Below are 25,189 nucleotides of genomic sequence, written 5' to 3' on the forward strand. Positions count from 1 at the left end.
ACCGTCGACGCCGTCGTCCTGAAGTCGTACTACAGTCATGGTCTCTCGTTCCGTCGAATACGACAGTTCACTTGGCCGTCGACAGTCCCCGCCAATGAGGGTATTGATCTCGGCAGCAGCGGCCGCGAGTCACGAGGTCTTTGGTGACACGACACGAGTCGAATCGTATGCCGACCGTCCGCATCCTGAGCACCGGTGGAACGATCGCGAGTACGGGAGACGACTCGAGCGACGGCGAATCGGGAAAAACCCCCTCGGTCGCGGGAGACGAACTCGTCGAGGCCGTTCCCGAACTCGCCGACTACGCGGACGTCGAGGCCGAAGAGATCTGTCAGCTCTCCGGGTTCCAGATGGACGAGCCGAACGCGACGGCGGTCGTCGATGCAATCGAGGACGCCGAGGACATCGACGGAATCGTCGTCACCCACGGGACCGACACGATGGCCGAGGCAGCCTACTACCGCGACGTCGTCGGCGAACGCGACCTGCCGGTCGTCTACACCGGCGCGCAGCGACCGTTCGACCAGCTCGGCACCGATGGCCCAGCCAATCTCGTCACTGCAGTCCGAGCCGTTACACACGAGCAGTTCCGTGATGCCGGCGGCACCTACCTCGCGTTCAACGATCACGTCCATGCCGCCCGCTGGGTCGTCAAGAGTCACACGAGCAAACTCGAGACGTTCGAGTCCCCGACCGCAGGCCCGATCGCCGAACTGACCCCGAACGGCCTTCGATTCCTTCGAGAACCGGGCAGCTACACGGAACCGATCCCCGGCGCTCGTCTCGACCCCGACGTCCGCGTCGAAATCGTCACGAACGCCCTGGGCGTCGACGGTCGGCAGGTCGACCGCGCACTCGAGGACGATGTCGACGGCTTCGTTCTCGCTGGAACCGGGCTGGGGAACGCGACTTCCGATCTCGGCGCAGCGCTCGAACGAGCGGTCGAGGACGGGGTTCCGGTGGTCCAGACCTCGCGGTGTCACGACGGGGCGACCGCTGGACTCTACGGCGGCCCCGGCGGTGGAGCGACGCTACTCGAGGCTGGTGCGGTCTCCGGCGGCGACCTCCCGCCCTGGAAAGCACGGCTGCGAACCGCGCTCGCACTCTCCCTCACAGACGAGGGAGAGTCGGGAACGGCCCTCGAGCGAGTCGAGGCCGCGTTCGAAGACGTCGCCCCCTTCGGACGGTCGTAGGGGGCCTTCGGAGGACCGGAAGCTACAGGGCGGCTCTCTCCGTTCGCGATTGTGTGACACGAACCGTCGACGACCTCCGGAACGAGATTCGCGTCGCCGTCGGTCGATACGAGCGTATCGAATCGACCGGTTTCACGAAAGAATCCCTCGCTGCGATCTGTGACGCCCTGGACCACGACGTCGAAACGAATCCCTTCCCACCGAAAGCAGAGATGCGCGCAGGCATCCGCTCGAAGGTCGACGATCTGGACGACGATCCGGACAGCGCCGACCGCCCGTTTCGGAAAGCCGAACTCGAGACGCTCGAGGCGACGCTTCGCGACGAGTCGCAGTAACGGTCGTCGAGATGCCGTGGGAGGACTGCCGCTCGGCCCCCGCTCCCGCGAACGCACCGTTTTTGGCCCTGTCCTCAGTAGAGCCCAGTATGGATCTCACACATCGTCCGCGACGGCTCCGACAGGACGGCGTTCGCGGGCTCGTCAGCGAGACGAGCCTCGAGCCGACGGATCTCATCGCCCCGGTGTTCGTCGACGCGACGGCCGACGAGCGAGTCGCGATCGAGTCGATGCCCGGCCACGAGCGCGTGCCACTCGAGGAAGCTGTTTCCCGCGTCGAGGAAGTCCTCGAGACCGGAGTCGAGGCCGTGATGCTGTTCGGGATTCCGGAATCGAAAGACGCCGACGGAAGCCGTGCCTGGGCCGAGGACGGCGTGATCCAGGAGGCGACCCGTCGTATCACCGCCGAGACCGACGCCTACGTCGTCACCGACGTCTGTCTCTGCGAGTACACCGAACACGGTCACTGTGGGACGCTCGAGGACGGACTTGACTCCCACGACGCAGAGCCAACGACGACCGTCGACAACGACGCCACCCTCGAGAGCCTCGAGCGGATCGCCATCTCTCACGCCGAGGCGGGCGCGGACATGGTCGCGCCGAGCGGGATGATGGACGGGATGGTCGGAGCGATCCGATCGGCACTCGACCGCGAGGGGTACGAGCACGTCCCGATCATGAGCTACGCCGCCAAGTACGAGAGCGCGTTCTACGGCCCGTTCCGGGACGCCGCCGACGGCGCGCCCGCCTTCGGAAATCGGCGTCACTACCAGATGGATCCCGCGAACGCACGCGAGGCGATGCGCGAGGTCCGACTCGACGCCGAACAGGGCGCGGACGTGCTGATGGTCAAACCCGCGCTGCCGTATCTGGATATCGTGCGCGACCTCCGCCGAGAGTTCGACCACCCCGTCGCCGCCTACAACGTCTCCGGCGAGTACGCCATGCTCCACGCCGCCGCCGAGAAGGGCTGGCTCGACCTCGAGGCAGTCGCACTCGAGTCCCTTTTGTCGATCAAACGTGCGGGCGCGGACCTGATCCTCACGTACTTCGCCGAGGACGTGGCGACGCGGCTGTAGCGTCTCTCTTTTTTTACGAACGTCCATCGACGCCGATAGCCAACGAGCGTGTGGCAATATCTGCCGCGCGCGAGGCATTCACTCGATTTTCCGGGGGAGAAACGACGAAAATCGGAATAGAACGCGCTCGAGAACCGGGGAAGACGGTAGACGAACGAACAATAGCGACGTGTTTTCGGGAAAGATCATCGAACCCAATCACCTTATACAAATTAAATCGCCTCTAGACTTTGACGAAGTAACCTATTACAGAAGGAATTTGGACGAACACCAACGCTAATCCTTATATTGGGTAAGTCCATGGCAGTCAAACGTGATTCGGAACACGAACACCACTGATGACGCACAGATAATGGACGTACGCCCACCTGAATTGGGGCGTTTGGCGAACGACGACACGGAGGTGGGTGAATGATCGAACCCGCCGCTCTCCAGGCCAGTTCCGGCGAACTCGAGTCGCTCGCGACGGGGATGAACCTGCTGTGGGCACTCGTGGTCACCTTCCTGATCTTCTTCATGCACGCTGGGTTCGCGATGCTCGAGGCGGGCCAGGTCCGCTCGAAGAACGTTGCGAACCAGTTGACGAAGAACATGCTGACCTGGGCGGTCGGCATCGGCGTCTTCTTCGTGATCGGGATGGGGATCTCGAACAACGTCGGATCGTTACTCGTCGGCGGCGAAACGACGCCGCTGACGATGTTCGGCGAAGGATCGTACGACTGGGCGATGTGGCTGTTCAGCGCGGTGTTCGCGATGACGGCCGCGACGATCGTCTCCGGTGCAGTTGCTGGCCGGGCGAAGCTCCGTGCGTACGTCGCCTACACCTTCCTGCTGGCAGCGGTTATCTACCCCGTCGTCGCCGCAATGGTCTGGTACGCTCCGGGAGCGCCCGAAGGCGTCGCCCCGATACTCACCGGCTTCGGCTTCGATGACTTCGCCGGCGGCATGGTCGTCCACGGCGTCGGCGGCGTCGCCGGCCTCACGGCCGCCTGGATCCTCGGCGCTCGCATCGACAAGTACGGCGACGACGGCAGTGTCAACGTCATCCCCGGCCACTCGCTGACCTTCGCCGTGCTGGGAACGTTGATCCTCTGTTTCGGCTGGTTCGGCTTCAACGTCGGAACCGCCGCGACCGTCATCAACCCAGAGACGCTCGAGCTCGCCGACTTCGACTACGTCGGTAGCGTCGCGATGGTCACCGCACTCGGGATGGGTCTGGGCGCAATCGGCGCGTCGGTCGTCTCCCTCGTCACGACCCAGAAAGTCGACACGCTGTTCGTGGCCAACGGCATGCTCGCCGGTCTCGTCGGTGTCACCGGTCCGACCGACCTCATCACGCCGATGGGTGCGATCGCCATCGGCTTCATCGCCGGCGCACAGCTCCCGCTCGTGTTCCGGTTCGTCGAACAGCGACTCAAGATCGACGACGTCTGTGCAGTCTTCCCCGTCCACGGCAGCGCAGGGATGCTCGGTCTGATCCTCTACCCACTGTGGTCGATCGAGGGCACCGCCATCGGCGGCGGCCTCGTCGCCGGCGGCATCCTCTCGATCGAAGCGAGCGCGTTCGTCCCACAGATCGTCGGCGTCGCCGTCATCACGGTCTGGACCGTCCTCGCGACCGCAGCCGTCTGGGGCGCGTTCAAAGCGATGGGGCAGGCTCGAGTCACGCCCGACCACGAACGTGACGGCCTCGACGTCGCCGAACACGGCGTCGACACCTACCCCGAGTTCGGCAAGCCGGACGTCGCGACCGACGGCGGCACCGTCGACGACGATGGACCAACGGTCATCCGTGCTGATGGAGGAGAACCAAACGATGGCGAGATCAAGATGGTCACCGCAATCGTCCGTCCCGACCGCCTCGGTGCAGTCAAGACGGCGCTCGCCGAAACCGGCGCACCGTCGCTGACCGTCACCAACGTCTCCGGTCGCGGCTCCCAGCCCGCGAAGAAAGGCCAGTGGCGCGGCGAAGAGTACACCGTCGACCTCCACCAGAAGGCCAAGATCGAGTGCGTCGTCGCCGACGTTCCCGCAGGCGAGGTCGTCGACGCAATCCGCGAGGCCGCGAACACGGGCGAACCCGGTGACGGAAAGATCTTCGTCCAGACGCTCGAGGACGCACACCAGATCCGGACCGGAAACTCCGGACGGGAGGCCGTCTAAGCCGCAGGTATCGGCGACCGCTTCACTCTCGTTTTCGCCACCGCCGAGTCTCGCGACGAACACGTTCGATCGAACTCGAGCGATCGAACCTCGGTACTACTTTGCCGTCCGCTGTGCAACCGCCGGGTATGAACGACGACAACTCGCGGGAACTGTACGACAGAGCGCTGTCGGTCATGCCCGGCGGCGTCAACTCGGCCGTTCGTGCGGCGATCGAACCGTATCCGTTCTTCGTACAGAAAGGCGACGGCGGTCACGTCATCGACGCCGACGGTAACCGGTACGTCGACTGGGTCATGGGGCTCGGACCGCTGTTGCTGGGTCACGATTTACCCGAACCGGTCCAGGCGGCGATCCAGCAGAAAGCAAGCGAGGGACCGATGTACGGCACGCCGACCGAGATCGAAGTCGACCTCGCGGAGTTCGTCGTCCGTCACGTCCCGAGCGTCGAGAAGATCCGGTTCGTGAACTCGGGAACGGAGGCGACCACTTCGGCAGTACGCCTCGCTCGCGGCTACACCGGCCGAAACAAGATCGTCGTCAACCAGGGCGGCTACCACGGTGCTCAGGAGTCGACGCTCGTTGAGGGCGACCACGAGAACCCCGCACCCTCTTCGGCCGGCGTGCCACAGTCCTTCGCCGAGCACACCCTCCCCGTGCCGTTCAACGACGAGGAAGCCGTTCGCGAAGTCTTCGAGGAACACGGCGACGACATCGCAGCCGTGATGACCGAACCCATCCTGGGGAACTACGGCATCGTCCACCCCGAGGACGGCTACCACGAGTTCCTCCGGGAGATCACCGAGGAACACGGCTCGCTCCTCATTTTCGACGAGGTCATCACTGGCTTCCGCGTCGGCGGCCTCGGCTGTGCACAGAGCGAGTTCGGCGTCACACCCGACCTGACTACGTTCGGCAAGATCGTCGGCGGCGGCTTCCCCGTCGGCGCGATCGGCGGCCGCGCCGAAATCATCGAACAGTTCGCGCCTTCCGGCCCGGTCTTCCAGGCCGGCACCTTCTCCGGCCACCCCGTCACGATGGCCGCCGGCCTCGAGACCCTGAAATTCGCCGCCGCGAACGACGTCTACGACCACGTCGACGGACTCGGCGACCGACTGCGAGAGGGCCTCTCGGAGATCGTCGCGGACCAGGCCCCCGAGTACACCGTCGCCGGCACGAACAGCATGTTCAAGGTGATCTTCACTCGAGACGGCGAGGCACCGAAAAACGCCGCCGACGTGAAAAACGCCGAGACCGATCGCTGGCGACGCGTCTTCTGGGGGCAGATGAAAGACCAGGGGATCTTCCTCTCGCAAAACCAGTTCGAGTGCCAGTTCGTCAGCTACAGCCACACCGAGGAAGACGTCGAACAGACCCTCGAGGCGTACAAGGACGCACTGTAGCGCTCGAGCAATCTACCGACCTTCCCAGGAGTCGCCGATCGATGCCACAGCTGTCGACGTACGTCGACGACCTCGACTGGGCCCGCCTCGCAGAGCGACTCCTCTATCTCTTCCCGCCCGTAATCGGCGTCGGCATCGTCGGCGTCCTCCGGGAAGCCGATCCCGGCGTCCCCCTCCTCGAGTCGGGGCTCGTGCTGGTCGGCACCTTCGGGTACACGATCCTGACGCTCGGGCTCGTGATAACCATCTTTTTCGACGCACGGCGGATTCGCAGCCAGCCTCGAGCGAGCGCGAACTGGAGCCCTCGGCCCTGGCTCAACGCCGTTTTCGCGTTGCTGTGGGCGCCCGCTGCGGGCGTCGTCTACCTGGCGCGTCGCCACCGGCGGTTCGGGACGCCGCCGGGATGGTCGGGCTGGTGGCTCGTCGTCGCAGCCTCGTTCGTGACGACGCTGGTCGGGTTCACGGCGGCGACGATCGCGATCCTCCTCTCGATTCCCGGCCTGCTCACGACAGCGATCGGGGTCGCCGGAGCGATCGCTTTCGGTGTGTTCCCGGTCGCGATCCACCAGGACGCCGCCTACGTCTGTACGCACGGTCGTTCGTGGCGACCCAATCCCGGACTCTATCTCGCCTTTGCTTTCCTCTCGCTATTCGTTCCGCCGCTCCAGCCGCTGCTTGCGGGATACTACCTGTATCGGCGGTGGGAGACGCTCGGGACACCGTGACTGACTTCTCCCACGACTGAACTCGTAAGTACCCGACTGTAGACGAAGATCGAAACGAACGGCTCTCAGTCGGCAGCCGCCGACACGATAGCCGACTCGTAACTGGCGAACTCCGAAAGGACGGCTTCGCGGTCTGTCTCGGCGACGTCGAACGACTCGAGAGTCGCCTCGAGGTGGCTTGCGATCGTCTCGAACTCACTGCGGCTGATATTGAGGTGGGCGTGGGCAGACTCCATGTCTTGTCCGGAGTAGTCGACGGGACCACCGGCAACCGCACTCAGGAACTGGGTCTGATGCGCACGCTGTTTCTGCATATCGACGTCCTCGAAGAAGTGTGCAACCTGTTCGTCAACGAGCACGCGGTCGTAGAACTGATCGACGACCGCCTCGATTTCGTCTCGACCACCGAGTCTGTCGTAGAGCGTTTCGCTCATACACTCATATGTCCCGCATTGAAATAAGTGGTTTCGTTGCCGAATATATTCGTGTGGAGAGGTAACTCACGGAGCGGGTAGTGAACCACATCGACCGGATCTACTGCCGTCGAACAAGCGTGCGCTTTTCATACTCGAGGCGACGATGATCGACTATGAGAACGCGTGGGACGTTGCGACTGGCGACGCGGGGATCGACGCTGGCCCGGCGACAGGCCGGGCTGGTCAAGGAGGCCCTGGAGGACCGCCGATACGAGGTCGAACTCGTAACCGTCGAGACGACGGGTGACCAGATCCAGGACGAACTCATCCACCGACTCGGAAAGACGGGTGCGTTCGTCCGCGAACTCGACGAACACGTCTTGGAGGGCGACCTCGACGGCGCGATCCACTCGATGAAGGACATGCCGACCGAACAGCCCGACGAACTCGTCACGGCCGCCGTCCCCGAACGCGGCCCACCGGGTGACGCCCTCGTGACGCCCGACGGATCGAGCGTCGAGGACCTCCCGCAGGGGGCGACCGTCGGCACCTCGAGTCTGCGCCGTCGCGCACAACTGCTCTCGGAACGGCCCGACCTCGAGGTCGAACCGCTACGAGGGAACGTCGATACGCGCGTCGAGAAGCTACTCGCGCCCACGCTACAGGCGGAACACCAGAAGCGGTCGGAAGCGGACAAAGAGCGCAAGGGCAACACCGGGAACGAGGATTTCGAACCCGAGTACGACCGCACCGTCGACGAGTGGTTCGACGACCTCTCGGAACTCGAACGGCAGGCGCTGGGCCGCGAGGTCGAGACCGAGTACGACGCCATCGTGCTCGCGGAAGCCGGCCTCGAGCGCAGCGGACTCTCCCACCACGTCGACTATCAGCAGCTACCGACGGGAACGTTCGTCCCCGCCCCCGGACAGGGTGCGCTCGCGGTGACTGCAACCGACGGCGAGACGGGCCGCGAGATCCAGGAAGCGATCGATCACCCGCGAAGTCGCGTCGAAACGACCGTCGAGCGAACGCTGCTCGCGGAACTGGGCGGCGGCTGTATCGCCCCGATCGGTATCTACGCGATCATTCAGGGCGAGTACGTCCACGCGTCGGTCACCGTCTTCGACCGCGACGGCGAGGAGTCGGTGGTCGCAAACCGTGACCTGCCGGTCGAACACCACGCCGAGGCCGCCCGCGAGTTCGCGAGCGACCTGGCCGACCGCGGCGCGGCGGACCTGATCGAGCAGGCACGGAAAGAAGCCGACGAGGAGGAAGACGATCCCGAACCGCCGGAGGGGAAATAAGAGGATGAGTAACGCAGATGCGCCCACGATAGCCGTCTTCCGTCCCGACGACGACCGAATCGAGGACGCGACCGCCCTCCTCGAGTCGCTCGGCGCAGAACCGGTCCCGGACCCGATGCTCGCCGTCGAACCCACCGACGACACGCCACGGACGGACGCCGACTACGTCGTCCTGACGAGCAAGACGGGCGTGGAACTCGTCGCCGACGCCGGCTGGAAGCCCGGCGACGCGACGGTCTGTGCGATCGGCCCCGCGACCGCCGACGCGCTCCGCGAGGCCGGCTACGAGGTCGACGTCGTCCCCGAGGAGTACACCTCGAGCGGCCTCGTCGCCACCCTGCAAGAAGAGGTCGACGGCACACGAATCGAAGTCGCCCGCAGCGACCACGGCAGCGACGTCCTCCTCGAGGGTTTCGAGGACGCTGGCGCGTACGTTCACGAGACCGTCCTCTACCGACTCGTTCGACCCGAGGGGAGCGGGCGATCCGCGAAACTGGCAGCCGACGGCGACCTCGACGCCCTCTGTTTTACGTCCTCGCTAACCGTCGAACACTTCCTCGAGGCGGCCGACGCTCGCGGCGTCCGCGAGGACGCCCTGGCCACCCTCGAGGACGCGACCGTCGGCGTCATCGGCGCGCCGACGGAGGAGACGGCGCTCGAGCAGGGGCTCGAGGTCGATCTCGTCGCGAGCGAGGCGACCTTCGAGACGCTGGCTCGCGAGACGCTCGAGGCGGCAAACGGCGGGAACTGATTTGGCGTCAGCCGAGCCGCCGGGCTAGCCGGGCCCGTCCCTCGGGGACGACCCGTAACGTGGCCCGCGCGGACCTGTACGCGACGCGTTCACCGGGCGACCGGGCCGCCTTCAGCGTTCGAAAGCCCGGCGTGTGAAACGTAATTCGACACAGCCCGCGCTCGTCCGTCCGGGCGTGTACCGACTCGCTCGTGACGACCGCGTTTTCGACGGGGCGTCCGAGATTGTCCGTCACGCGTACGGTGACCGACTCGCCGACCGTCGCCTCCGTGGTCGCTGCCTCGAGTCTGAGCGATCGTGTCACCCTCATAGGCGGCCGTACGACGAGCGGCGGGAAAAAGCGGTATCCGACAGTTCGGCTACGTGACCCGTCTCGAGGTCCGCACGTTTATCCCGGAAGCCGACCCACACTCGAGCGATGGCAGGGCCGATTCCCGAACTCGAGGAGCGGGCGACCCGCTGTGCGCGACGACTGTGCGAGGCCGACCGCGTGCTACTGGCGTCTCACATCGACGCGGACGGACTGACCAGCGCCGCGATCGCAGCGCAGGCACTCGAGCGCGCGGGGATCCCGTTCGAGACGGTCTTCGAGAAACAGCTCGACGAGGAGGCGATCGCCGCGATTGCGGCGACCGACTACGACACCGTCTGCTTCACGGACTTCGGGAGCGGCCAGCTCGATATCATCGGCGAACACGAGGACGCGGGCGACTTCACGCCCGTCATCGCGGACCACCACCAGCCTGCCGACCGCGAGACGGAGTACCACCTCAATCCGTTGCTGTTCGGGATCGACGGCGCTTCCGAACTCTCGGGAGCCGGGGCGAGTTACGTCCTCGCGCGGGCGCTCTCGGAGGTGGCCGGGGAGGAACTCGCGACCGACGGCGGCACTGCGAACACGGCCGCTCGCGCCGACAACCGCGACCTCGCCGCGCTCGCCGTCGTCGGTGCCGTCGGTGACATGCAGGCCTCCGGCGGCGAACTGCACGGCGCGAACGAGAAGATCGTCGAAGAGGGTGCCGACGCTGGCGTCGTAGAGACCGGCAAGGACCTCGCGCTCTACGGGAAACAGACCCGTCCGCTCCCGAAACTGCTCGAGTACGCCACCGACGTCCACATCCCCGGCATCTCGAACGACGAATCCGGCGCGCTCCGATTCCTCGAGGATCTGGACCTCGAGTTGCGACGCGAGGACGGCGAGTGGCGACGGTGGTCCGGGCTGACGAACGAGGAGAAACAGACCGTCGCCAGCGCGCTCGTCCGACGGGCCGTCTCGCGGGGTGTGCCCGCGAAAAAGATCGACCAGCTGGTCGGGACGAGTTACGTCCTGAGCGAGGAGCCGATCGGGACGGAACTCCGGGACGCGAGCGAGTTCTCGACGCTACTGAACGCGACGGCCCGCTACGAGCGAGCGGACGTCGGACTAGGCGTCTGTCTCGGGAACCGCGAGGGCGCACTCGAGCGCGCCCGAACACTCCTCCGGAACCACCGCCGGAACCTCTCGGAGGGGATCGACCTGGTCACGCGGGAAGGGGTCACCCACGAGGAGCACCTCCAGTGGTTCCACGCGGACGACCGTATCCGCGAGACCATCGTCGGCATCGTCGCGGGGATGGCGATGGGGAACGACGGGGTCAGCCGGTCGAAGCCGATCGTCGCGTTCGCGGAAAAATCGAGCGACGGAGACGACGCGGATACCACCGAAGTCAAGATCTCAGCCCGCGGCACCCACAGCCTCGTTCGAAATGGGCTCGACCTCTCGGTCGTGATGGGCGAAGCCTCGCGAGCCGTCGGCGGCGACGGTGGCGGCCACGACGTCGCGGCCGGCGCGACCGTCCCGAAAGGCCGCGAGACGGAGTTTCTCGAGCACGCCGACGAAATCGTCGGCGAACAGCTTTCCTGACGACCTTACCTACCAGTCGGCCGCTCGTTTCGGATCGATAGGGACGTGACCGCTCGATTCCGCGGCGGCCTCGAGGTACTCCCGGAGGTCGTCACGGTAGGATGGGTCCGCACACTGTTCGATGATCAGTTCGGCGCGCTCGAGCGGCGAGCACCCGCGGATGTCGGCGACGCCGTGTTCGGTGACGAAGATGTCGACGTCGTGTTCCGTGTGGTCGACGTGGAACGTCTTCGGGACGATCCGGGAGATATCACCGTCGGAGAGCGTCGACGGGAGCGCACAGATCGAGAGCACGGCGTTGCGGTTGAAGTCGCCGGAGCCACCGATCCCGTTGATGAGTCTCGATCCCTTCACGTGTGTCGAGTTGACGTTTCCGTAGAGATCGATCTCGACCGCGCTGTTGACCGCGATCACGCCGAACCGGTCGACGAGCGCGGGGCTGTTCGAGACGTCGCCAGGCCGGAGGACCATATCCTCGGCGTACCGCTCGATGCCGTCGAACAGTTGCTGCTGGCCCTCCTCGGACAGCGCGAGCGACGTCGCACTCGCGGACGACAGCAGATCGTCGTCGAGCATGTCCAGAAGGCCGTCCTGAACGACCTCGCCGTAATAGACGAGGTCGCGGTCGCTCGAGGAGAGTTCGGTGAGTTCGCCCATCAGCGCGTTCCCGAGGCTCCCGACGCCGAACTGGAGGGTGATCCGCTCGTCGAAGACCGGAGAGCGTTCGACCTCCTCGCGGAGGAAGTCGACGAAGTTGCTCGCGATCGTTCGATCGGCCGCGGTCGGATCGCGGAAGGAGTAAGGCGTGTCCCGCCGGTCCGACTCGACGACGGCCTCGAGTTTGTCCGGATCGAACTCGATCCGCGGACTCCCGATGCGTTCGTCCGGATCGGTGAGCGGGATCGGTTCGCGTTCCGGTGGTTTTCCGAGACGGTAGACGTCGTGGAGGTCGCGCAGTTCCAGCGGCTGGGCGTGGTTGACCTCGACGATCAGTCGGTCGGCCGCCTCGACGAACGCGGCCGTCTGGCCGATAGAGGTCGAGGGGACGAACCAGTCCTCCCCCACGGCGACGGCCTCGACGACGGCGACGTCGGGATCTGCCAGCCGTCCGTACTGTACTTCGTCCCCCACCGAGGAGACGTTGCGGTCGCTGAACGCGACGTCGCCCTCGTTGATCGCCGTCCGAATCGCGTTCCGACTCACGAACGAGTATCGGCGCTCGATCGCGTCCGCCTCGACGAGTTCGGTATCGATCTCGTCACCGGCGCTGCCGGCGCTGACGATGGTCAACTCGAGGTCGCGACCCGACGCTGCAAGCGCGAGCGGGACGGCCTTCGGGTAGCCAACGCTTCCGAAGCCGCTGACACACAGCGTCGCGTCGTCCGGGATGGCTTCGCTGGCGGTTTCCGCGTCCGTCCGTGGGAGAGTACCGGTGAATCGGTCGTTCGTTCTCGTGTTCAGTGCCATAATTTCGAGTAGAGATGTCAGCAGGTCGAGTTCCAGAGTGACGTATCGCAGTTTGCGTACAGAACTCGAGAGTTTCCCTGCACGTACGTCGAATGAGAACGCAAGACAAAGAAGCTATTTAGATAAGATTCGATCATTATGATTGTTGTTCAACGTCTGCTTGTCCACCAGACATGATAGTATTTGGATATTGTAGTGGCGAAGAAAGACGAGTCACGGTTCGCCGGAGGGAATAGAAACAGCGTCGAGAGGTGTCGCGAGGCGGGGGAATACTCGTACCGGAAGATCACGACCTGTCCATCGACGCCGGCATCGTCGGCACGAGCGGCGCACGGGAGGTGACGAGATAGGCCGACTTCCGGACGGCACCCTTGGAGTACTGGACGGTGCTCTTGTGGATCGGCGTCCGCTTGCCACGGATCTGGGTTCGTCCCTCGAGGATGGCATCGACGAGGTCGTCGCCGTCGATGTCGGCTTTGGTCGGATTCCCCTCGTCCGGAGCGACCAGAATCTCGGTGTAGGCCTTCCCGACGTTCGGCAGGTAGTGGGCGTCGCTGGCACCGATTTCGGGGTATCCCCGGCGGCGGGCGAACGTCCGGGCACGACGGTTCCGATAGCCGGTAAAGAGCATCGAATTGTAGGTCTCGATGGCGTCGACGTCCCGGATGTGGCGTTTTCGAACCCCGTGTCGACTGCGCTGGAAGGGGTGAGGAACGATCGCGATTCCGCCGAGTTTGCGGACGGTTTCGACGGTCTCTACGAACGGCCGTCCCGGATCGGGGCGTTCCTCGACCCCGATCGCGAGCAGGTGTCCGTGTCGAGTCGATACTTCGACGCCGGGGATACCGACGAGTCCGTACTCCGGTGCGATGGCGGCTGCGCGGAGGGATTCACTGATTTCGTCGTGGTCGGTGATGACGACGCCGTCGAGACCGATATCGGCCGCGTGCTCGAGAACGAGTTCGATCGGTTCGTGGCCGTCGTAGGAGTCGTCGGAGTGGACGTGAAAGTCGATTGCAAACGGAATCTGGGTCGTCATAGGAGGGGGAGTCGCTACCACCAATAGCCCGTTGATCCGCATAAACACTCCCCTGTCGGCCGGGCAAGGGGCAGTTTCGATATAGCATTATCCGATTTATTCGTTCTATTTCCGGAAACAGCAATACTGTCGTCTTCAGTCGAATCGGCGCCCGAGGCACCAAATTCCGGCGTTCCTCAACTGTATCATCGAGACAGTCGAGTCGACGACGAACGGAACCGAGCGAAAGGCGCAGGTTGGCGGACGTGTCGACCTCACAGCAATCGAACGGTCGAGAACCCCGTTCGAGCCATTCGAACCCCACCCAATAGGGACGGAAGTATCGAATTACTCTCCATCGCGTCGACGGCTTCTCCGAAAAAAGACCCGACACCAGTCGGCTCTGTGCCACTCAACGACCCTTCAGCCGCCGGGGTTCGTAAACACGAGACAGTACGAGTGGTCGTACCCGTAGCCGAACTGCCCGTTTCTCCCGTCGGACTGGTCCCCGTCGTCCCACGTGACGACCACCTCGCCCTCGAACTCGAGCACGCTCGAGATCCGCTCGGCGACGTCCCAGGCCAGCGTCGTCACGCAGCCCTCGTGTTTCATATTGGCGACGTCGACGACGACGTGGGCGCCAGGAGCCAGAACTGACTCGAGCCGACTGAACGCCGTCTCAACGTCCTCGAGGTACGTGTCGTAGCTGCTCTCGCCCGCGTAGTTCCTGAAGGGGTTCCTGTCGTCCGTTTGTTCCATGAACGGCGGCGACGTGAAACAACAGTCGACGGTCGGGAACCAGGAGGGCTCGAGTTCGAGAACGTCGCCCTGGCGGACGTGTTCCGGGTCGGGAACCCGATCCCGGATGTAGGCGACGCGATCCGGTTCGTACTCGAGGCCGTAGGGAACCCGATCCAGTCGTTGTGCAGCCGTAAGCGTCGTTCCGTACCCCGCAAAGACGTCGAGTACCCTGTCTCCGGGTTCGGTGTGCGTCTCGAGGAAGTGCTCGACGAGTGCGTCCGGCGTCCGGAACTCGTCCGTCCCTGGTGGAAGTGCCTCGCGATGAGTGAATTCCAGCGAGAGGTACGTCTCCATGCGACGCTACTCTCGGACCCACCGTATCTGCTTTGGGGTCGTCTTACTCGACTGTCACGTTCGCTGTTCGTGTCGAAACCGAGAGACGATCCATCCGTGAAGCCTCGAAATATCTTCCTGACCTCGAGTGAAGGTCAAAAGACTACCAAAGCGAGGAATTCAGACGTTTCAGACCGTAGCGTGTACAATCGTACATCGTCGATCTGGAACCCTGTTCTCCCGCCGCTACCCTGGGGGTCTGGGTGGTGGAGAGAGGGTTGCAAACGAGCCTACTCGAGCGAACGCAGTTCAAAATCAAACTCGAGAGAGAAAGCTACCGAGGTTCGAGAAACGATGTCGGACGTGACGAGCAATATTTGCTCGCGTTTCCTCCGAAGATATCTTCGCGTAGCGGTGAAGGGACTCCATACCGAGACAATAACAAACAATAAAAGAAATATGATGTTTGTGTTTTCTGATAGTATAGTGCGACCAGTGTGGGGCCAAGACCTGGTATAATATATCTAAGTCGTCCCCTTCTTGCGGTTTTGAATTCAGCATCTATAGACTATAATATGGTATTAGAAGAGTTATCCCGAAATCTCGTACTTATCGTATCGAGGGTCACGCGAGAACGGACTGGCTGGCTTTCGGCGTCGATTCGACCACACCCCACAGTCCGGTTCCTCCCTCGAGCGGAAAGAGCCACTCACCGATCGAGTGATCGTTCGGCGGGATGTCAAATACCGCCACAACCGGGCGAACCGTCCGGAACGAGACTCGAGAGGGGAATTCGCTCGAGTACGTTCCGGACGTCCATCGGATCGTCGAGGGACTCGACTGCCTCGTGGACGCTGCGCATACACTCGAGTAACCCGTCTATCGCCGCCGTTCGCGTCGAGACGCGGCCGATCGTTTCCGAGACCGATTGATCGCCGATCGGGTACCGGTATCGTAACTCCCAGCAACAGCCAAGCCCCAGTCCTGGATGACAGTTGTCTGCCATCGTTCGATCCGCTACGAGTTCGAGCGGAAGCCGGGCGTGGCGGTACGCCAGTTCGCCGTCAGAGAGAGCGGATTCGCTCCACCCAGGCGGGAGGATATCCGGGGGCAGGTGGCGTGAATTGGAGTTCATGTGAGCCGTGTCGATACCAGCGAGGGTCACGGTTCGGCTTGCACAGGCAACGGTTTACGTATATAGGTCCACGGCATTGCGTGCGTAAACGCCGACCGTCCGACTTTTGTCGTCGCTCGCGTTCCTATCGAGTATGGCCGATTTCGATCCCGAGAAGTTCGAAGACAAGTACGCCAACTACTTCACCGAACTCCAGCAGGCGTACAAGAACGCGTTCAACCGCATGAACGACCAGTACGACTCCGAACTGGTCCACGCAATCGATCAACAGGTGCTCAACGAGAGCGAGCCGTTCTACGAGGGTGACGGCGAGTTCCGCGTGGAGCTTCCAGACGACCCCTACGACCGACTGTCCGGCGTCCTCGTCGAGGAAGAGCGGTTCGAGAACGTCCTCGAGATCCACGTCGAAGAAATCGAGACCGAACTCGAGCGGGTTTTCGGCTTTCAGTGACCGAGACAGTAGGTTTCGACACACCCCGACCGAACGTGAGGGACGGAAGGTTTAGGGGCACCGACACCCAACTGGCCTCTATGAGCACCGAGTCTCAGAACGACGGAGACGACCTCGAAGACCGCGTCACGAACTTCCTGCGACGGAACTTCCCACAGATCCAGATGCACGGCGGCAGTGCAGCGATTCAGGACCTCGACCGCGAGAGCGGCGAAGTCACCATCGCACTCGGCGGTGCCTGCAGCGGCTGTGGCATCTCCCCGATGACGATTCAAGCGATCAAGAGCCGGATGGTCAAGGAGATTCCCGAAATCGACCAGGTAAACGCCCACACCGGCATGGACGGCGGCGGTGACGCAAGCGGCATGAGCCCGTCGTTCCCCGGCGAGACCGTCGACGACGACGGTGAGCCCGACGAAGGGCCGGAAGCCCCGTTCTAACCGACGGTCTTCGAGTACGAACGTCGTTTCCGATTTTCAGTTTCGCCTCGAGAATAGTCGTTACTCCGCGAGCGAATCGTCGCGAACTCCCTGCCCTCGCTCCCACGTCCGAACGAGCGCCGCGAGCAACCGGTTCGTCGGCGTCTCGACCGCCAGCGTTTCACCTCGATCGACCACGTAGCCGTTGATCGCGTCGATCTCGGTTCGACGGCCTACCTGGAGATCCTGGGCCATCGAGGACGTGTTCGCCGCCGTCGATTCGGCGACGCGTTCCATCGCCGCCAGCGCCTCGCGGTTCGAGAGCTCTACGCCGTCAGCGCGGGCGACTCGAGCCGTCTCTTTCGTCGCTGCGCGGGCGACGTCGTCCGCCGGTGGCTCGAGCACCGCACGGTTTTCCGTTTCCGTCAACGCCGTTATCGCGTTGATTCCGGCGTTGACCGCGAGTTTCTCCCACAGGCGAGAGGGCATGTCCTCAGCGACGGTCGTCTCGAGGCCGGCACCGGAAAAGGCCTCACCGACGGCGTCTGCGACGTCGGAGTGTCCTCCTCGATGGTCTCCCAGAACGATCTTGCCGAGTCCCGTACACTCGACGATGCCGGGTCGCTGGAGAATCGCACCGTAGGTCGCCGTCCCCGCGAGAACCTCGGCATCGAGGGCCGAGGCGAGCACCTCCTCGTTTCCCATCCCGTTTTGCAGGGAGAGCACGGCGTCGAACGACCCCGTCGCGATCGTCTCGGCGATCGACTCAGTGTCGAACGATTTGACCGTGACGACGGCAAGATCCGCCTCGAGGCCCCGGCCGTCAGTCGTCGCTGCCGGGGAGACCTCGGCCTCGAGTGAACCCTCGATACGCAGTCCGCGAGTTCGGACGGCGTCGGCGTGTGCCTGACGAGCAACCAGCGTTACGTCGTGTTCGCGTGCGAGCACGCCACCCACGAGGCTACCCAGGCTTCCGGCACCGAAGACGACGATTTCCATGGTATCGGTCCCGGGGAGCACCCTCAAAACGGTTTTCCTCGCTGTCGATCGGAGATGGGGGCGACCGGCGAGGCCGAAGCGGTCGGGCCCTCGAACCAGGGGTGAAAGGAACTGATCGAGTGATCCAGATCCGACGTTCGACACGCAGAGTGTGGTCGGTCCAGTAGACAGCGAGCGATACCTGGTTGTATCCCGACCGATCGACTGCTGCCAGCCCCTTCTCCGCTCCGACGATCACAGCTACGGCCGGATGACGCAATCAGTCGGCTTGCGGCTGACTGAATTCCGGGACAACTCTCGAGTTCGGTCCGAAATGGGCTCTCGAAGTCCGAGACCGAGTCTGCGTTCCCAGTTCGTTGCCAGAGTAGCGTATCAGATCCCAAGGAACCGGTATTATCCAATTCGAAGTAATCGGCCCAATACCAGATAAACCAATAGCCACTATACAAAATGTGTGGTGTGGCGTTACCAGTGCTGGTGGAAACGAAGACGGAACAGACGCTCTCGACAGCCAAATTCACAGAAAGCGCTGGGACGTGTCGTCGCGAAAGCGGACGACCGACTCGAGCTAACGCAATGGCATAGTATCACACAGTAATAGAAAGCAATATGCTCCCCCAGTGTAGACCTATGCGGGATGGTAGTTCGTCGTATCACTGGGGAGGGCAGCGGTACGTCTCCGTCCGGACCGGTGGTCCGCGTATGACGGGAACCGGCGTTACGACGGTCGGGAACTGTCGAATCAGCTACCGGCGTGCCGGAACGAGCGGCCCACCCGTCGTCTTGCTCCACGGGGCAGGGATCGACGACTCGACGGTCTCGTGGCGTCACGCAATCGACGCCCTGGCCGAACAGTATCGCGTCTACAGCATCGACTGGCCCGAATACGGGGAGAGTACGGGCGCTATCAGCCACAGTATCGACACCTACGTCGACGTTCTCGACGGCTTTCTCGAGACGATCCCCGACGAACAGGTGTCGCTCGTCGGCATCTCGATGGGCGGCGGCGCGGCGCTTGGCTACGCACTCGAGCATCCAGGCTGCGTCGATCGACTGGCACTCGTCAGCAGTTACGGGCTCGGCGGGCGATTACCGAACGCCCTGCCGTGGAAGTATCTGGGACAGGTGCCGGGCGTTACCGAGTTCGGAAAAGTCGCCGCGAGCGTCACGAACGAGAGCGTCCGCCTGGTTCTCGATAACCTCGTCGCCGATGCAGCCGACCTGCCCGACCCGTTCGTCGAGGACGTTCGGGAGAAACTGCTGGAACCAGGCTCGATCCGGGCGTTCAAGGAGTTCCAGCACAACGAACTCTCCTACGGCGGCCGCGTGGCGACGAACTTCGTTGACGACCTCGAATCGCTGTCGGTACCGACGCTACTGGTCCACGGCACCCAGGACCCGCTGGTTCCGGTCAAGTGGTCGACTCGAGCCGCCAGCCGGGTTCCGGAGTCGAAACTGGCGCTCGTCGAAGAGTGTGGCCACTGGGTGCCGCGGGAACGACCTCAGAAGTGTAACGAGATTCTGACGGAGTGGCTGCCGGACCATCGCTGTGTCCCGAAGCCACAGTATCCGAAAGCGGAGATTCCAGGGTTGACTCGCGTCAGCTACTGATCGTCACTACATGAAGTCCTCGATGCCGGACTGCTTGTTCTTGTCGTTCTCGAAGATGCTCTCGAGGGACTTCTCGAGCACCTCTAACCGCTGTTTCGTGTAGGGACGGCAGTCGTACTCCTCGGCGACCTGGATCGCCGTCTGCATGTACTTGTTGACCGATCCCTTGTGGACCGTGAGGTTGACGCGACCGCCACACTCCCGACACTCGCCGGTCAGGGGCATTCGGCGGAACTTCTCGCCGCAGTCGAGACACCGGGTTTCCTGCCGAGAGAACGCCCGCAGGTTGCCGATCAGGTCCGGCAGGAAGTGGTACTCGATGACCCGTTCGGCGACGTCGGTCTCGTCGACGGCCTCGAGTTTCCGCGAGAGCTCGAGCTGGGCGTCCATCTTGTCCATCATCGAGCCGAGCGTCTTGTACGCCGAGAGGTCGGGTCCCATCGCGATATCGGTCGTGTCGTGGGTGTGTTCGAAGCCGGTGTACTCGCCGTCCGTGCCGAGCGTGTCCTCACCGATCTGGATGTCGACCTCCTCGGGGTCTGCCTGCTCTCGAGTGGCCTCGTAGAACTCGCGTGGGTACTGCGAGACGATGTCCATGTTGTGGGCCTCGTCGTCGATCTCGGAGGGGTCGATGCGGGAGGACATGACTAGAGGTGCGTCCATCGAGTTGTGCGCATAGAGCCAATTGGCGGTGAAGATCGGGTCTCCCCCGACCTGCAGATCGTAGAGGTAGCCGTCGTACTCGACCCGTTCTATGTCAGTGATTCGGAGATACGAGAGGTCCCCGTCGACCAGCGGCCGGATTTCATCGAGTCTCGTCTCGGCTTCGTCCGGCAGATTCCGCTCCTCGAGTTCGTCGGCGATCTCCTCGAGCTTCTCGAGCGAGATGTTGTCGCGTCGCTTCAGATACTTCGGGATCAGCTGCTTGATTCCCTCGATCTCCATCTCACGGATTGCCATCAGTTCGTCGGGAATAGAGACGACGAGACTCTTCGGTTGATACGGTTCGTCCCCGTCGAGAATCTGCTCGAGCGGATTGCGGGACGCACCACCGGAGACGGAGACCGTATAGATCGGTTGCCGCGACGAATCTCGCTCGCGACGCGAGACGTTCGCAACGAGTCCGAGCCGGTGGCAAAGGAAGACGATCCCGTCTTTGACGTCTTCACTCGTCGTGTGGAATCCGATCGACGTGTGATTGTCGTCACTGGATTCGGAGCCGTCGCCGGCGATGAACCCGCGAAGGAACGCGAGGACGACGTCGCGCTCGGCTCGGAGAATACAGTCCGGAACGATCTTCTCGCTCGAGTTATACGAGTCACAATCCTCGAATCCGAGTTCGTGCAATACGTCGAAGAAGACGGCCGGGAATGCGACTTCGTAGGCCTTGTTCGACCAGCGAACGCTCGGCTCACAGCCGAGTACGGATTCGGTCTTCTCGACGACGCGATCGACGAGACCCTCGTCAGCGTTATGAATCGCGGGTCGGGTTCCGGAAAGCGTCCCTTCGGCGACGAACATCCCAATCAGCCACGCGAAGTCCTCGTCGACGTCGATGTGTCGATCGATGCAGTCCGAGGACCCTTTCCAGCCGATCGAACAGTCGTCGGGGAGATCAACGTCGCCGTGTTCGGTTTCGATTTCTTCGAGCGTATCCCGACAGACCTTCTTTTTCGAGAGTCGGTACGACAGACCTCCATCGAAAGCAACGCGCGTATCACCGCCACGCTCAGCGTCGTTCCAGACTTCGGTCAGCCACTCCTCGTGCTCGTCGTCGAGCAACACATATGGCTCTTCGACGCACTCGAGCGCGTCGATCGTCGTTTCGACCGGATCGACGTCGAGGGTTTGCGGTGCAACGATGAGATCGTCTTCCTCAAGATCGGAGCCGGCAACCTCCTCGATACCGTCGTCGTACCGGAAGAGACTGTGATCGGTCGTGATCTCGAGTTCGCGGCCGAACTGCGTGGAGATTCGCAGTAGTTGCTCATCGTCGTCGGCCTCGTACCGGATCGCCTTCTCGATTGGCTTCGGTGCAGACTCGTGGTCGTCGTCGAACGCGTAGGTCGTCCAACCCTCGAGTGCAGCCGTTTTTTTCTGGAACTTGCCGTCGATCTCGATCGGGACGTCGAGTTCGTCCCAGAACTCGTCGAAGGTCATGAACCGCAGGTCCCCGTCGGGATCGAACGCGATCAGCCGGGAGTCTTCCGCGACGCTGCCGCCGCGTTTGTCGGGGAGATACGAGCGCGAGAAGTTCAGGAGCCCGTCCATGAGTAGCATCACGCAGTCTTCGTCACCGTCGCATTGTGCCGTGTGGAGTCCGTTGGCAACGAGCGTGTTCGTGTCCGAAACCGTGAGACAGTACGTATGTTCGACATCGGATGGGACGATTTCGGTTCGTTCTACTATATCAACCTCCGGACGTCCCCCGTCCGTAATACTCGCTGCTCGTGCACTCGCGTTCGCTCCACTCTTCGAGTCAGCGGCCGCCGGTCTCGGAATCTCGTCGCCGGCCTCGAGTTCGCTCGCAGCGATCCGCTCGAGACCGTCGTTCCAGACGACCATCGTGTGGTCCGATGTGACCGTCAGCGATCGACCGCTACGGGTTTCGACGCGAATCAGATGGTCGGGTGCAGGGTGTTTCGAGACAGCCTCGACCGATCGGGTTACGTGGCGTCCGTCGTCGTCGATCGACGGAACGGTGATCGATCCGTCGAGGTCCTGAACTAGCGTCCCGAAGTCGTCTTCGCGCGGATCGGTCAGCCGTGACTCGACGAACGTCTCGACGGACGCTTCACGTTCGGCTCCGGACTCGTCTACGTACCGAATCGTGGTTTCCGGGTGGAAGCAGTTTCGCCGCTTCGCCGCGTGGAAGTACGGATGTGCGTAGCCAACTGCGGCGCTCGTGAATCCGACGATTCGGCCAACGGTCGCGGCGCTCGTGTGCGGTGCCATCCCGAACACCAGTTCGCCCACGAGGTCCTGTCGATCCTCGAGTTCGTAGAACGGCTCGAGCCCGTAGTACTGCTCGAGCAGGTCGTCGATGAAGGCGGCCGTCTGCATCATGTGTTCGGCCGCGCCGTCCGAGAGGACGATGTCCTGTACTTTCAGCTCGACCAGCTGATCCTCGTGAGTCAGGGGTTCGCCGTGGATGTCCTCCTCGTAGCCGAGCGCCTGTAGCTGGCCGACGTCGACGTCGAGTTCGCTCGCTCGGACCGACGTCACGGGAAGGTCGGTCATGTCGTAGCGGACGGTGCCGTCCTTGAACGACGAAACGTCGTGTTTCGCGCGCAAGATCCCTTTCTCGATCGGTTCGGGGACCTTGTTCGTCGAGGACAGCCCCTTGACGCCTTTCAGGATGTCGAAGGCGTTCTCGCGTTCGCCGACCGACTCGAGTGCGCTGCGGAACTCGTCGTTGACGTCGATTTCGCGGTTCTCGACGCAGGTGCCCTCGACCTCACAGCGGCCACACTCGACGCGACCGGCGTCGTCGGGCTCGAGTTCCTGGTCACAGTCGGGACAGCGGTAGTCGGGCTCGGTCCGTGTGTTGCAGTCGGGACAGCGGTTCTTGAACGTCTCCGTGCTGCAGTCGGGACAACGCTGTCGACCGACCTGAACCTCGACGACGCCGGGCGTATCGGACATCGTTTCGGCGTGTTTGGCCGCGTCCGCGACGTTTCGTTGCGTGCCGCCGGCCTCGCCGATCGGGAACAGGGTGTGGACGGCGGGACTCAGGTCGCGGCTCTCGGACTTCTCGGGTCGGCCCATGCGGTTACCGATACGCGTCGGTGACCGTTCGCGAACCTCGAAGGATGCGACCTCGTTGACCGCCTCGATAGCGTTGTTACCCTCCTCCTGGCCCCACGTTCGAGCGCGCTCGGAGAGGTCCTCGTCGGTCCAGACTCGCTCGAGTTCGATCTCGGGGTCGTCCACCGCTGGCTCTACTGCGGCGCCGTCGGCGACCGCCTGCCGGGATTCACAGCCGACGGAGTGGACGAACGGCCGCCAGTCGTCGATCTCGATGCGATCCTCGTCCGGTCGCTGCCGGTGCTCGAGGACGATCGTCTCGAGGGCGTCGGCGACGTCCTCGTCGTATGCGAGAGCGAGAATGCTGTCGTCCCCGTTCCCGTTCACGCTGCCGTCACCGTCGCGCTCGATCCGGCCGTCCGCGACTGCCTCGGCGAGGGTACAGAACGCGTCGACCGAGATATCGTGCCAGAGATAGGTGTACTCGGGGTGCAGCGGAGCGTCGTACTCCCTAGCCCACTCGAGTGCTTCCTCTGGATCGGGAAACTCGAGGTCGATACGTGGATCGTCCTCGAGGGCCTGGACGTCCACACCGGCTGCCTCGAGGTCCTGAATCCACCACTCGAAGGTGTAGGAGGCCGGCGCGAGCGGGTGGTTGTTCTCGACGAACTCGCCGTAGTTGACGAGGTACTCGCCGAGGTCGAGGATTTTCTCGACGCCGTTTCTGATCTCGAGGGCGTCCTCGGGGTCGTCGATCCGGCGGACGTCGCCGTTCGCCAGTTTGACCGTCGGCCCCTCGATGGAGTCGACGGGGACGACGCCGGCGGCTTTCCCGGGGCGTTCGGTCTTGATCTGGGTGCCGGTCGCGAGGAAGTCGTCGACCAGGTGCATCGCGGCGGGATGGACGCCGGCGGTCGCGAAGCCGTGGTTGCGAGCGCGACCGTACCGGAGCCGAAAGCCGCCGTTCGCACAGGGATGGGAGAAGACGGGACGGCCGGCGATCAGGTCCCGGAGGAACTTTTTCGATTTGTCGACGCGTGGCGGTCCCTCGGGTTCGTCCGGTTCCGAAGCGTTTTCGTCGGCGTCGTCCGCTGTTTCTTCGTCCTCACTCTCGTCGTTCGATTCGGCGTTTTCCTCGTCGCCTGCGTCGCCGTCGCTGTAGTTTCCGTCGATCAGATCCTGGAGCCACGGCCAGTCGACTTCGTCGAGGTTGCGGGTGTAGCGCTGGATCTTCGGCGCCTTGAGCGCGATACCCTCTCCCAGTACGAGACACATCCCGCCGCGGGCGCTGTTGGTGTCGACCCGCTCTAAATCCCGGAATCCAGACACTTCCTCGTCGCCGGTAGCCTCCCCGTCGAGCATGATCGGGAGGTTCTTGGCGATGAATTTTGCCTCCTTGTCTTTCGGACAGTACTGGAGACCGGTCTCCTTGTCGTAGAGGGCGATCTCCTCGGCGTAACGTTCGATCTCTTCGTCGCGGGGTTTGTACTGGTCGATGCCGACGAGCGCACGGGTGTAGTCGGCGACCAGCACGGACAGTGCCTGTGCGGTACCCCCCGCAGAGCGGATCGGACCGGCGTAGTAGACGTTGACGAACTCCGTCCCGTCGTCGTTCTCGAGAATTTCGACCTTGTCGATCCCCTCGATGGGTGCGGCGACGACCCCCTCGGTCAGCAGGGCGACCGCGGTCCGGACGGCACCCTCGACCTTGCCGGCTTTCGTCTCGTAGTCGCCGACCCGGCCCTCGGCGAAGTCCTCGGCGAGTTCTAGGGCGGCTTCTTCTCTGCTCATTTCGCCCTCGAGTTCTCGCACCCGTTCGGCGACGCCGTCGATCCCGAGGATGTTCTCGACGCGGTCTGCCATGTCGCGGGCGGTCGGAATCTCGACTTCGGGTTCGGGGTCTGCGCCGCGCTCTTTGGCTTCCTCGGCGACGTCGAAGGCTGCCTCTAACTGGGACTCGAGCCGCTGGAAGTACCGTTCGTCTTCCTCGCGCATC

General features: G+C 63.3%; 21 protein-coding genes. 12 read left to right on the plus strand and 9 right to left on the minus strand.

The features are described 5' to 3' along the window. Nucleotides 1-167: 167 nt before the first annotated feature. From BLR35_RS14425 to BLR35_RS14450, 6 genes are all read left to right on the plus strand, one after another. Nucleotides 168-1,193: an asparaginase gene (locus BLR35_RS14425; protein ID WP_090383378.1), complete on the plus strand. Its 1,026-nt coding sequence runs from the start codon at nucleotides 168-170 to the stop codon at nucleotides 1,191-1,193. Between the two features lie 53 nt (nucleotides 1,194-1,246). Beyond that, entirely contained in the window at nucleotides 1,247-1,528 is a 282-nt protein-coding gene (locus BLR35_RS14430; protein WP_090383380.1) for a hypothetical protein, read from the plus strand. Nucleotides 1,529-1,617: 89 nt separating this feature from the next. Further along, on the plus strand, nucleotides 1,618-2,607 hold the full coding sequence (hemB, locus tag BLR35_RS14435; RefSeq protein WP_090383383.1) for a porphobilinogen synthase: 990 nt from the start codon (nucleotides 1,618-1,620) through the stop codon (nucleotides 2,605-2,607). A gap of 411 nt (nucleotides 2,608-3,018) precedes the next feature. After that, nucleotides 3,019-4,770, plus strand: coding sequence for an ammonium transporter (locus tag BLR35_RS14440; protein WP_090383385.1), 1,752 nt, complete (start codon nucleotides 3,019-3,021; stop codon nucleotides 4,768-4,770). 128 nt (nucleotides 4,771-4,898) lie between these two features. Beyond that, nucleotides 4,899-6,173, plus strand: coding sequence for a glutamate-1-semialdehyde 2,1-aminomutase (gene hemL / locus BLR35_RS14445; RefSeq protein WP_090383387.1), 1,275 nt, complete (start codon nucleotides 4,899-4,901; stop codon nucleotides 6,171-6,173). 50 nt (nucleotides 6,174-6,223) lie between these two features. Then, entirely contained in the window at nucleotides 6,224-6,898 is a 675-nt protein-coding gene (locus BLR35_RS14450; RefSeq protein WP_090384129.1) for a hypothetical protein, read from the plus strand. 65 nt (nucleotides 6,899-6,963) lie between these two features. Here the strand turns inward: BLR35_RS14450 and BLR35_RS14455 are convergent, their stop codons facing one another. Beyond that, the gene (locus tag BLR35_RS14455; RefSeq protein ID WP_090383390.1) at nucleotides 6,964-7,332 is read right to left on the minus strand and encodes a group I truncated hemoglobin; all 369 of its coding nucleotides are present in this window, start codon (nucleotides 7,330-7,332) and stop codon (nucleotides 6,964-6,966) included. 155 nt (nucleotides 7,333-7,487) lie between these two features. On the opposite strand from BLR35_RS14455, the gene hemC reads away from it, so the two are divergent. Further along, complete coding sequence (gene hemC, locus BLR35_RS14460) at nucleotides 7,488-8,618, plus strand: hydroxymethylbilane synthase (RefSeq protein ID WP_090383393.1); 1,131 nt, start codon at nucleotides 7,488-7,490, stop codon at nucleotides 8,616-8,618. Between the two features lie 4 nt (nucleotides 8,619-8,622). Beyond that, complete coding sequence (locus tag BLR35_RS14465; RefSeq protein ID WP_090383396.1) at nucleotides 8,623-9,369, plus strand: uroporphyrinogen-III synthase; 747 nt, start codon at nucleotides 8,623-8,625, stop codon at nucleotides 9,367-9,369. Nucleotides 9,370-9,376: 7 nt separating this feature from the next. Here the strand turns inward: BLR35_RS14465 and BLR35_RS14470 are convergent, their stop codons facing one another. Further along, a complete protein-coding gene (locus tag BLR35_RS14470) occupies nucleotides 9,377-9,679 on the minus strand; it encodes a hypothetical protein (protein WP_090383398.1) in 303 nt (100 codons plus the stop codon). A 108-nt stretch (nucleotides 9,680-9,787) separates the two neighbouring features. Between BLR35_RS14470 and BLR35_RS14475 the strand changes: the two genes are divergently transcribed. Then, nucleotides 9,788-11,272 (plus strand): RecJ family nuclease, encoded by a 1,485-nt coding sequence (locus BLR35_RS14475; RefSeq protein WP_090383401.1) that lies wholly within the window; start codon nucleotides 9,788-9,790, stop codon nucleotides 11,270-11,272. 9 nt (nucleotides 11,273-11,281) lie between these two features. On the opposite strand, the gene BLR35_RS14480 is transcribed toward BLR35_RS14475, so the two are convergent. The 5 genes from BLR35_RS14480 to BLR35_RS14495 all read right to left on the minus strand — a co-directional run bounded on the left by BLR35_RS14480 (nucleotide 11,282) and on the right by BLR35_RS14495 (nucleotide 15,966). After that, the gene (locus tag BLR35_RS14480) at nucleotides 11,282-12,739 is read right to left on the minus strand and encodes an acetyl-CoA hydrolase/transferase C-terminal domain-containing protein (RefSeq protein ID WP_090383403.1); all 1,458 of its coding nucleotides are present in this window, start codon (nucleotides 12,737-12,739) and stop codon (nucleotides 11,282-11,284) included. A 286-nt stretch (nucleotides 12,740-13,025) separates the two neighbouring features. Then, the gene (locus BLR35_RS14485) at nucleotides 13,026-13,778 is read right to left on the minus strand and encodes a PHP-associated domain-containing protein (protein WP_090383405.1); all 753 of its coding nucleotides are present in this window, start codon (nucleotides 13,776-13,778) and stop codon (nucleotides 13,026-13,028) included. Between the two features lie 402 nt (nucleotides 13,779-14,180). Continuing rightward, the gene (locus tag BLR35_RS14490) at nucleotides 14,181-14,852 is read right to left on the minus strand and encodes a DNA methyltransferase (RefSeq protein WP_090383407.1); all 672 of its coding nucleotides are present in this window, start codon (nucleotides 14,850-14,852) and stop codon (nucleotides 14,181-14,183) included. A gap of 603 nt (nucleotides 14,853-15,455) precedes the next feature. Further along, complete coding sequence (locus tag BLR35_RS21150; protein WP_280139368.1) at nucleotides 15,456-15,584, minus strand: hypothetical protein; 129 nt, start codon at nucleotides 15,582-15,584, stop codon at nucleotides 15,456-15,458. Beyond that, nucleotides 15,571-15,966 (minus strand): hypothetical protein, encoded by a 396-nt coding sequence (locus tag BLR35_RS14495; RefSeq protein ID WP_090383409.1) that lies wholly within the window; start codon nucleotides 15,964-15,966, stop codon nucleotides 15,571-15,573. Before BLR35_RS14495 ends, BLR35_RS21150 begins: the two co-directional genes overlap by 14 nt. Before the next feature lie 133 nt (nucleotides 15,967-16,099). Between BLR35_RS14495 and BLR35_RS14500 the strand changes: the two genes are divergently transcribed. Next, nucleotides 16,100-16,417 (plus strand): DUF5783 family protein, encoded by a 318-nt coding sequence (locus tag BLR35_RS14500; protein WP_090383412.1) that lies wholly within the window; start codon nucleotides 16,100-16,102, stop codon nucleotides 16,415-16,417. Nucleotides 16,418-16,497: 80 nt separating this feature from the next. Beyond that, nucleotides 16,498-16,857: a NifU family protein gene (locus BLR35_RS14505; RefSeq protein ID WP_090383414.1), complete on the plus strand. Its 360-nt coding sequence runs from the start codon at nucleotides 16,498-16,500 to the stop codon at nucleotides 16,855-16,857. A 60-nt stretch (nucleotides 16,858-16,917) separates the two neighbouring features. On the opposite strand, the gene BLR35_RS14510 is transcribed toward BLR35_RS14505, so the two are convergent. Beyond that, nucleotides 16,918-17,835, minus strand: a complete 918-nt coding sequence (locus BLR35_RS14510; protein WP_090383417.1) for a ketopantoate reductase family protein — start codon at nucleotides 17,833-17,835, stop codon at nucleotides 16,918-16,920. A gap of 702 nt (nucleotides 17,836-18,537) precedes the next feature. Here BLR35_RS14510 and BLR35_RS14515 point away from each other — a divergent pair. Beyond that, the gene (locus tag BLR35_RS14515; protein ID WP_090383419.1) at nucleotides 18,538-19,446 is read left to right on the plus strand and encodes an alpha/beta fold hydrolase; all 909 of its coding nucleotides are present in this window, start codon (nucleotides 18,538-18,540) and stop codon (nucleotides 19,444-19,446) included. A 6-nt stretch (nucleotides 19,447-19,452) separates the two neighbouring features. On the opposite strand, the gene BLR35_RS14520 is transcribed toward BLR35_RS14515, so the two are convergent. Further along, complete coding sequence (locus tag BLR35_RS14520; protein ID WP_090383421.1) at nucleotides 19,453-25,188, minus strand: DNA-directed DNA polymerase II large subunit; 5,736 nt, start codon at nucleotides 25,186-25,188, stop codon at nucleotides 19,453-19,455. Between the last annotated feature and the right edge of the window lies 1 nt (nucleotide 25,189).

The organism is Natronobacterium texcoconense, assembly GCF_900104065.1.
Lineage (GTDB): Archaea > Halobacteriota > Halobacteria > Halobacteriales > Natrialbaceae > Natronobacterium > Natronobacterium texcoconense.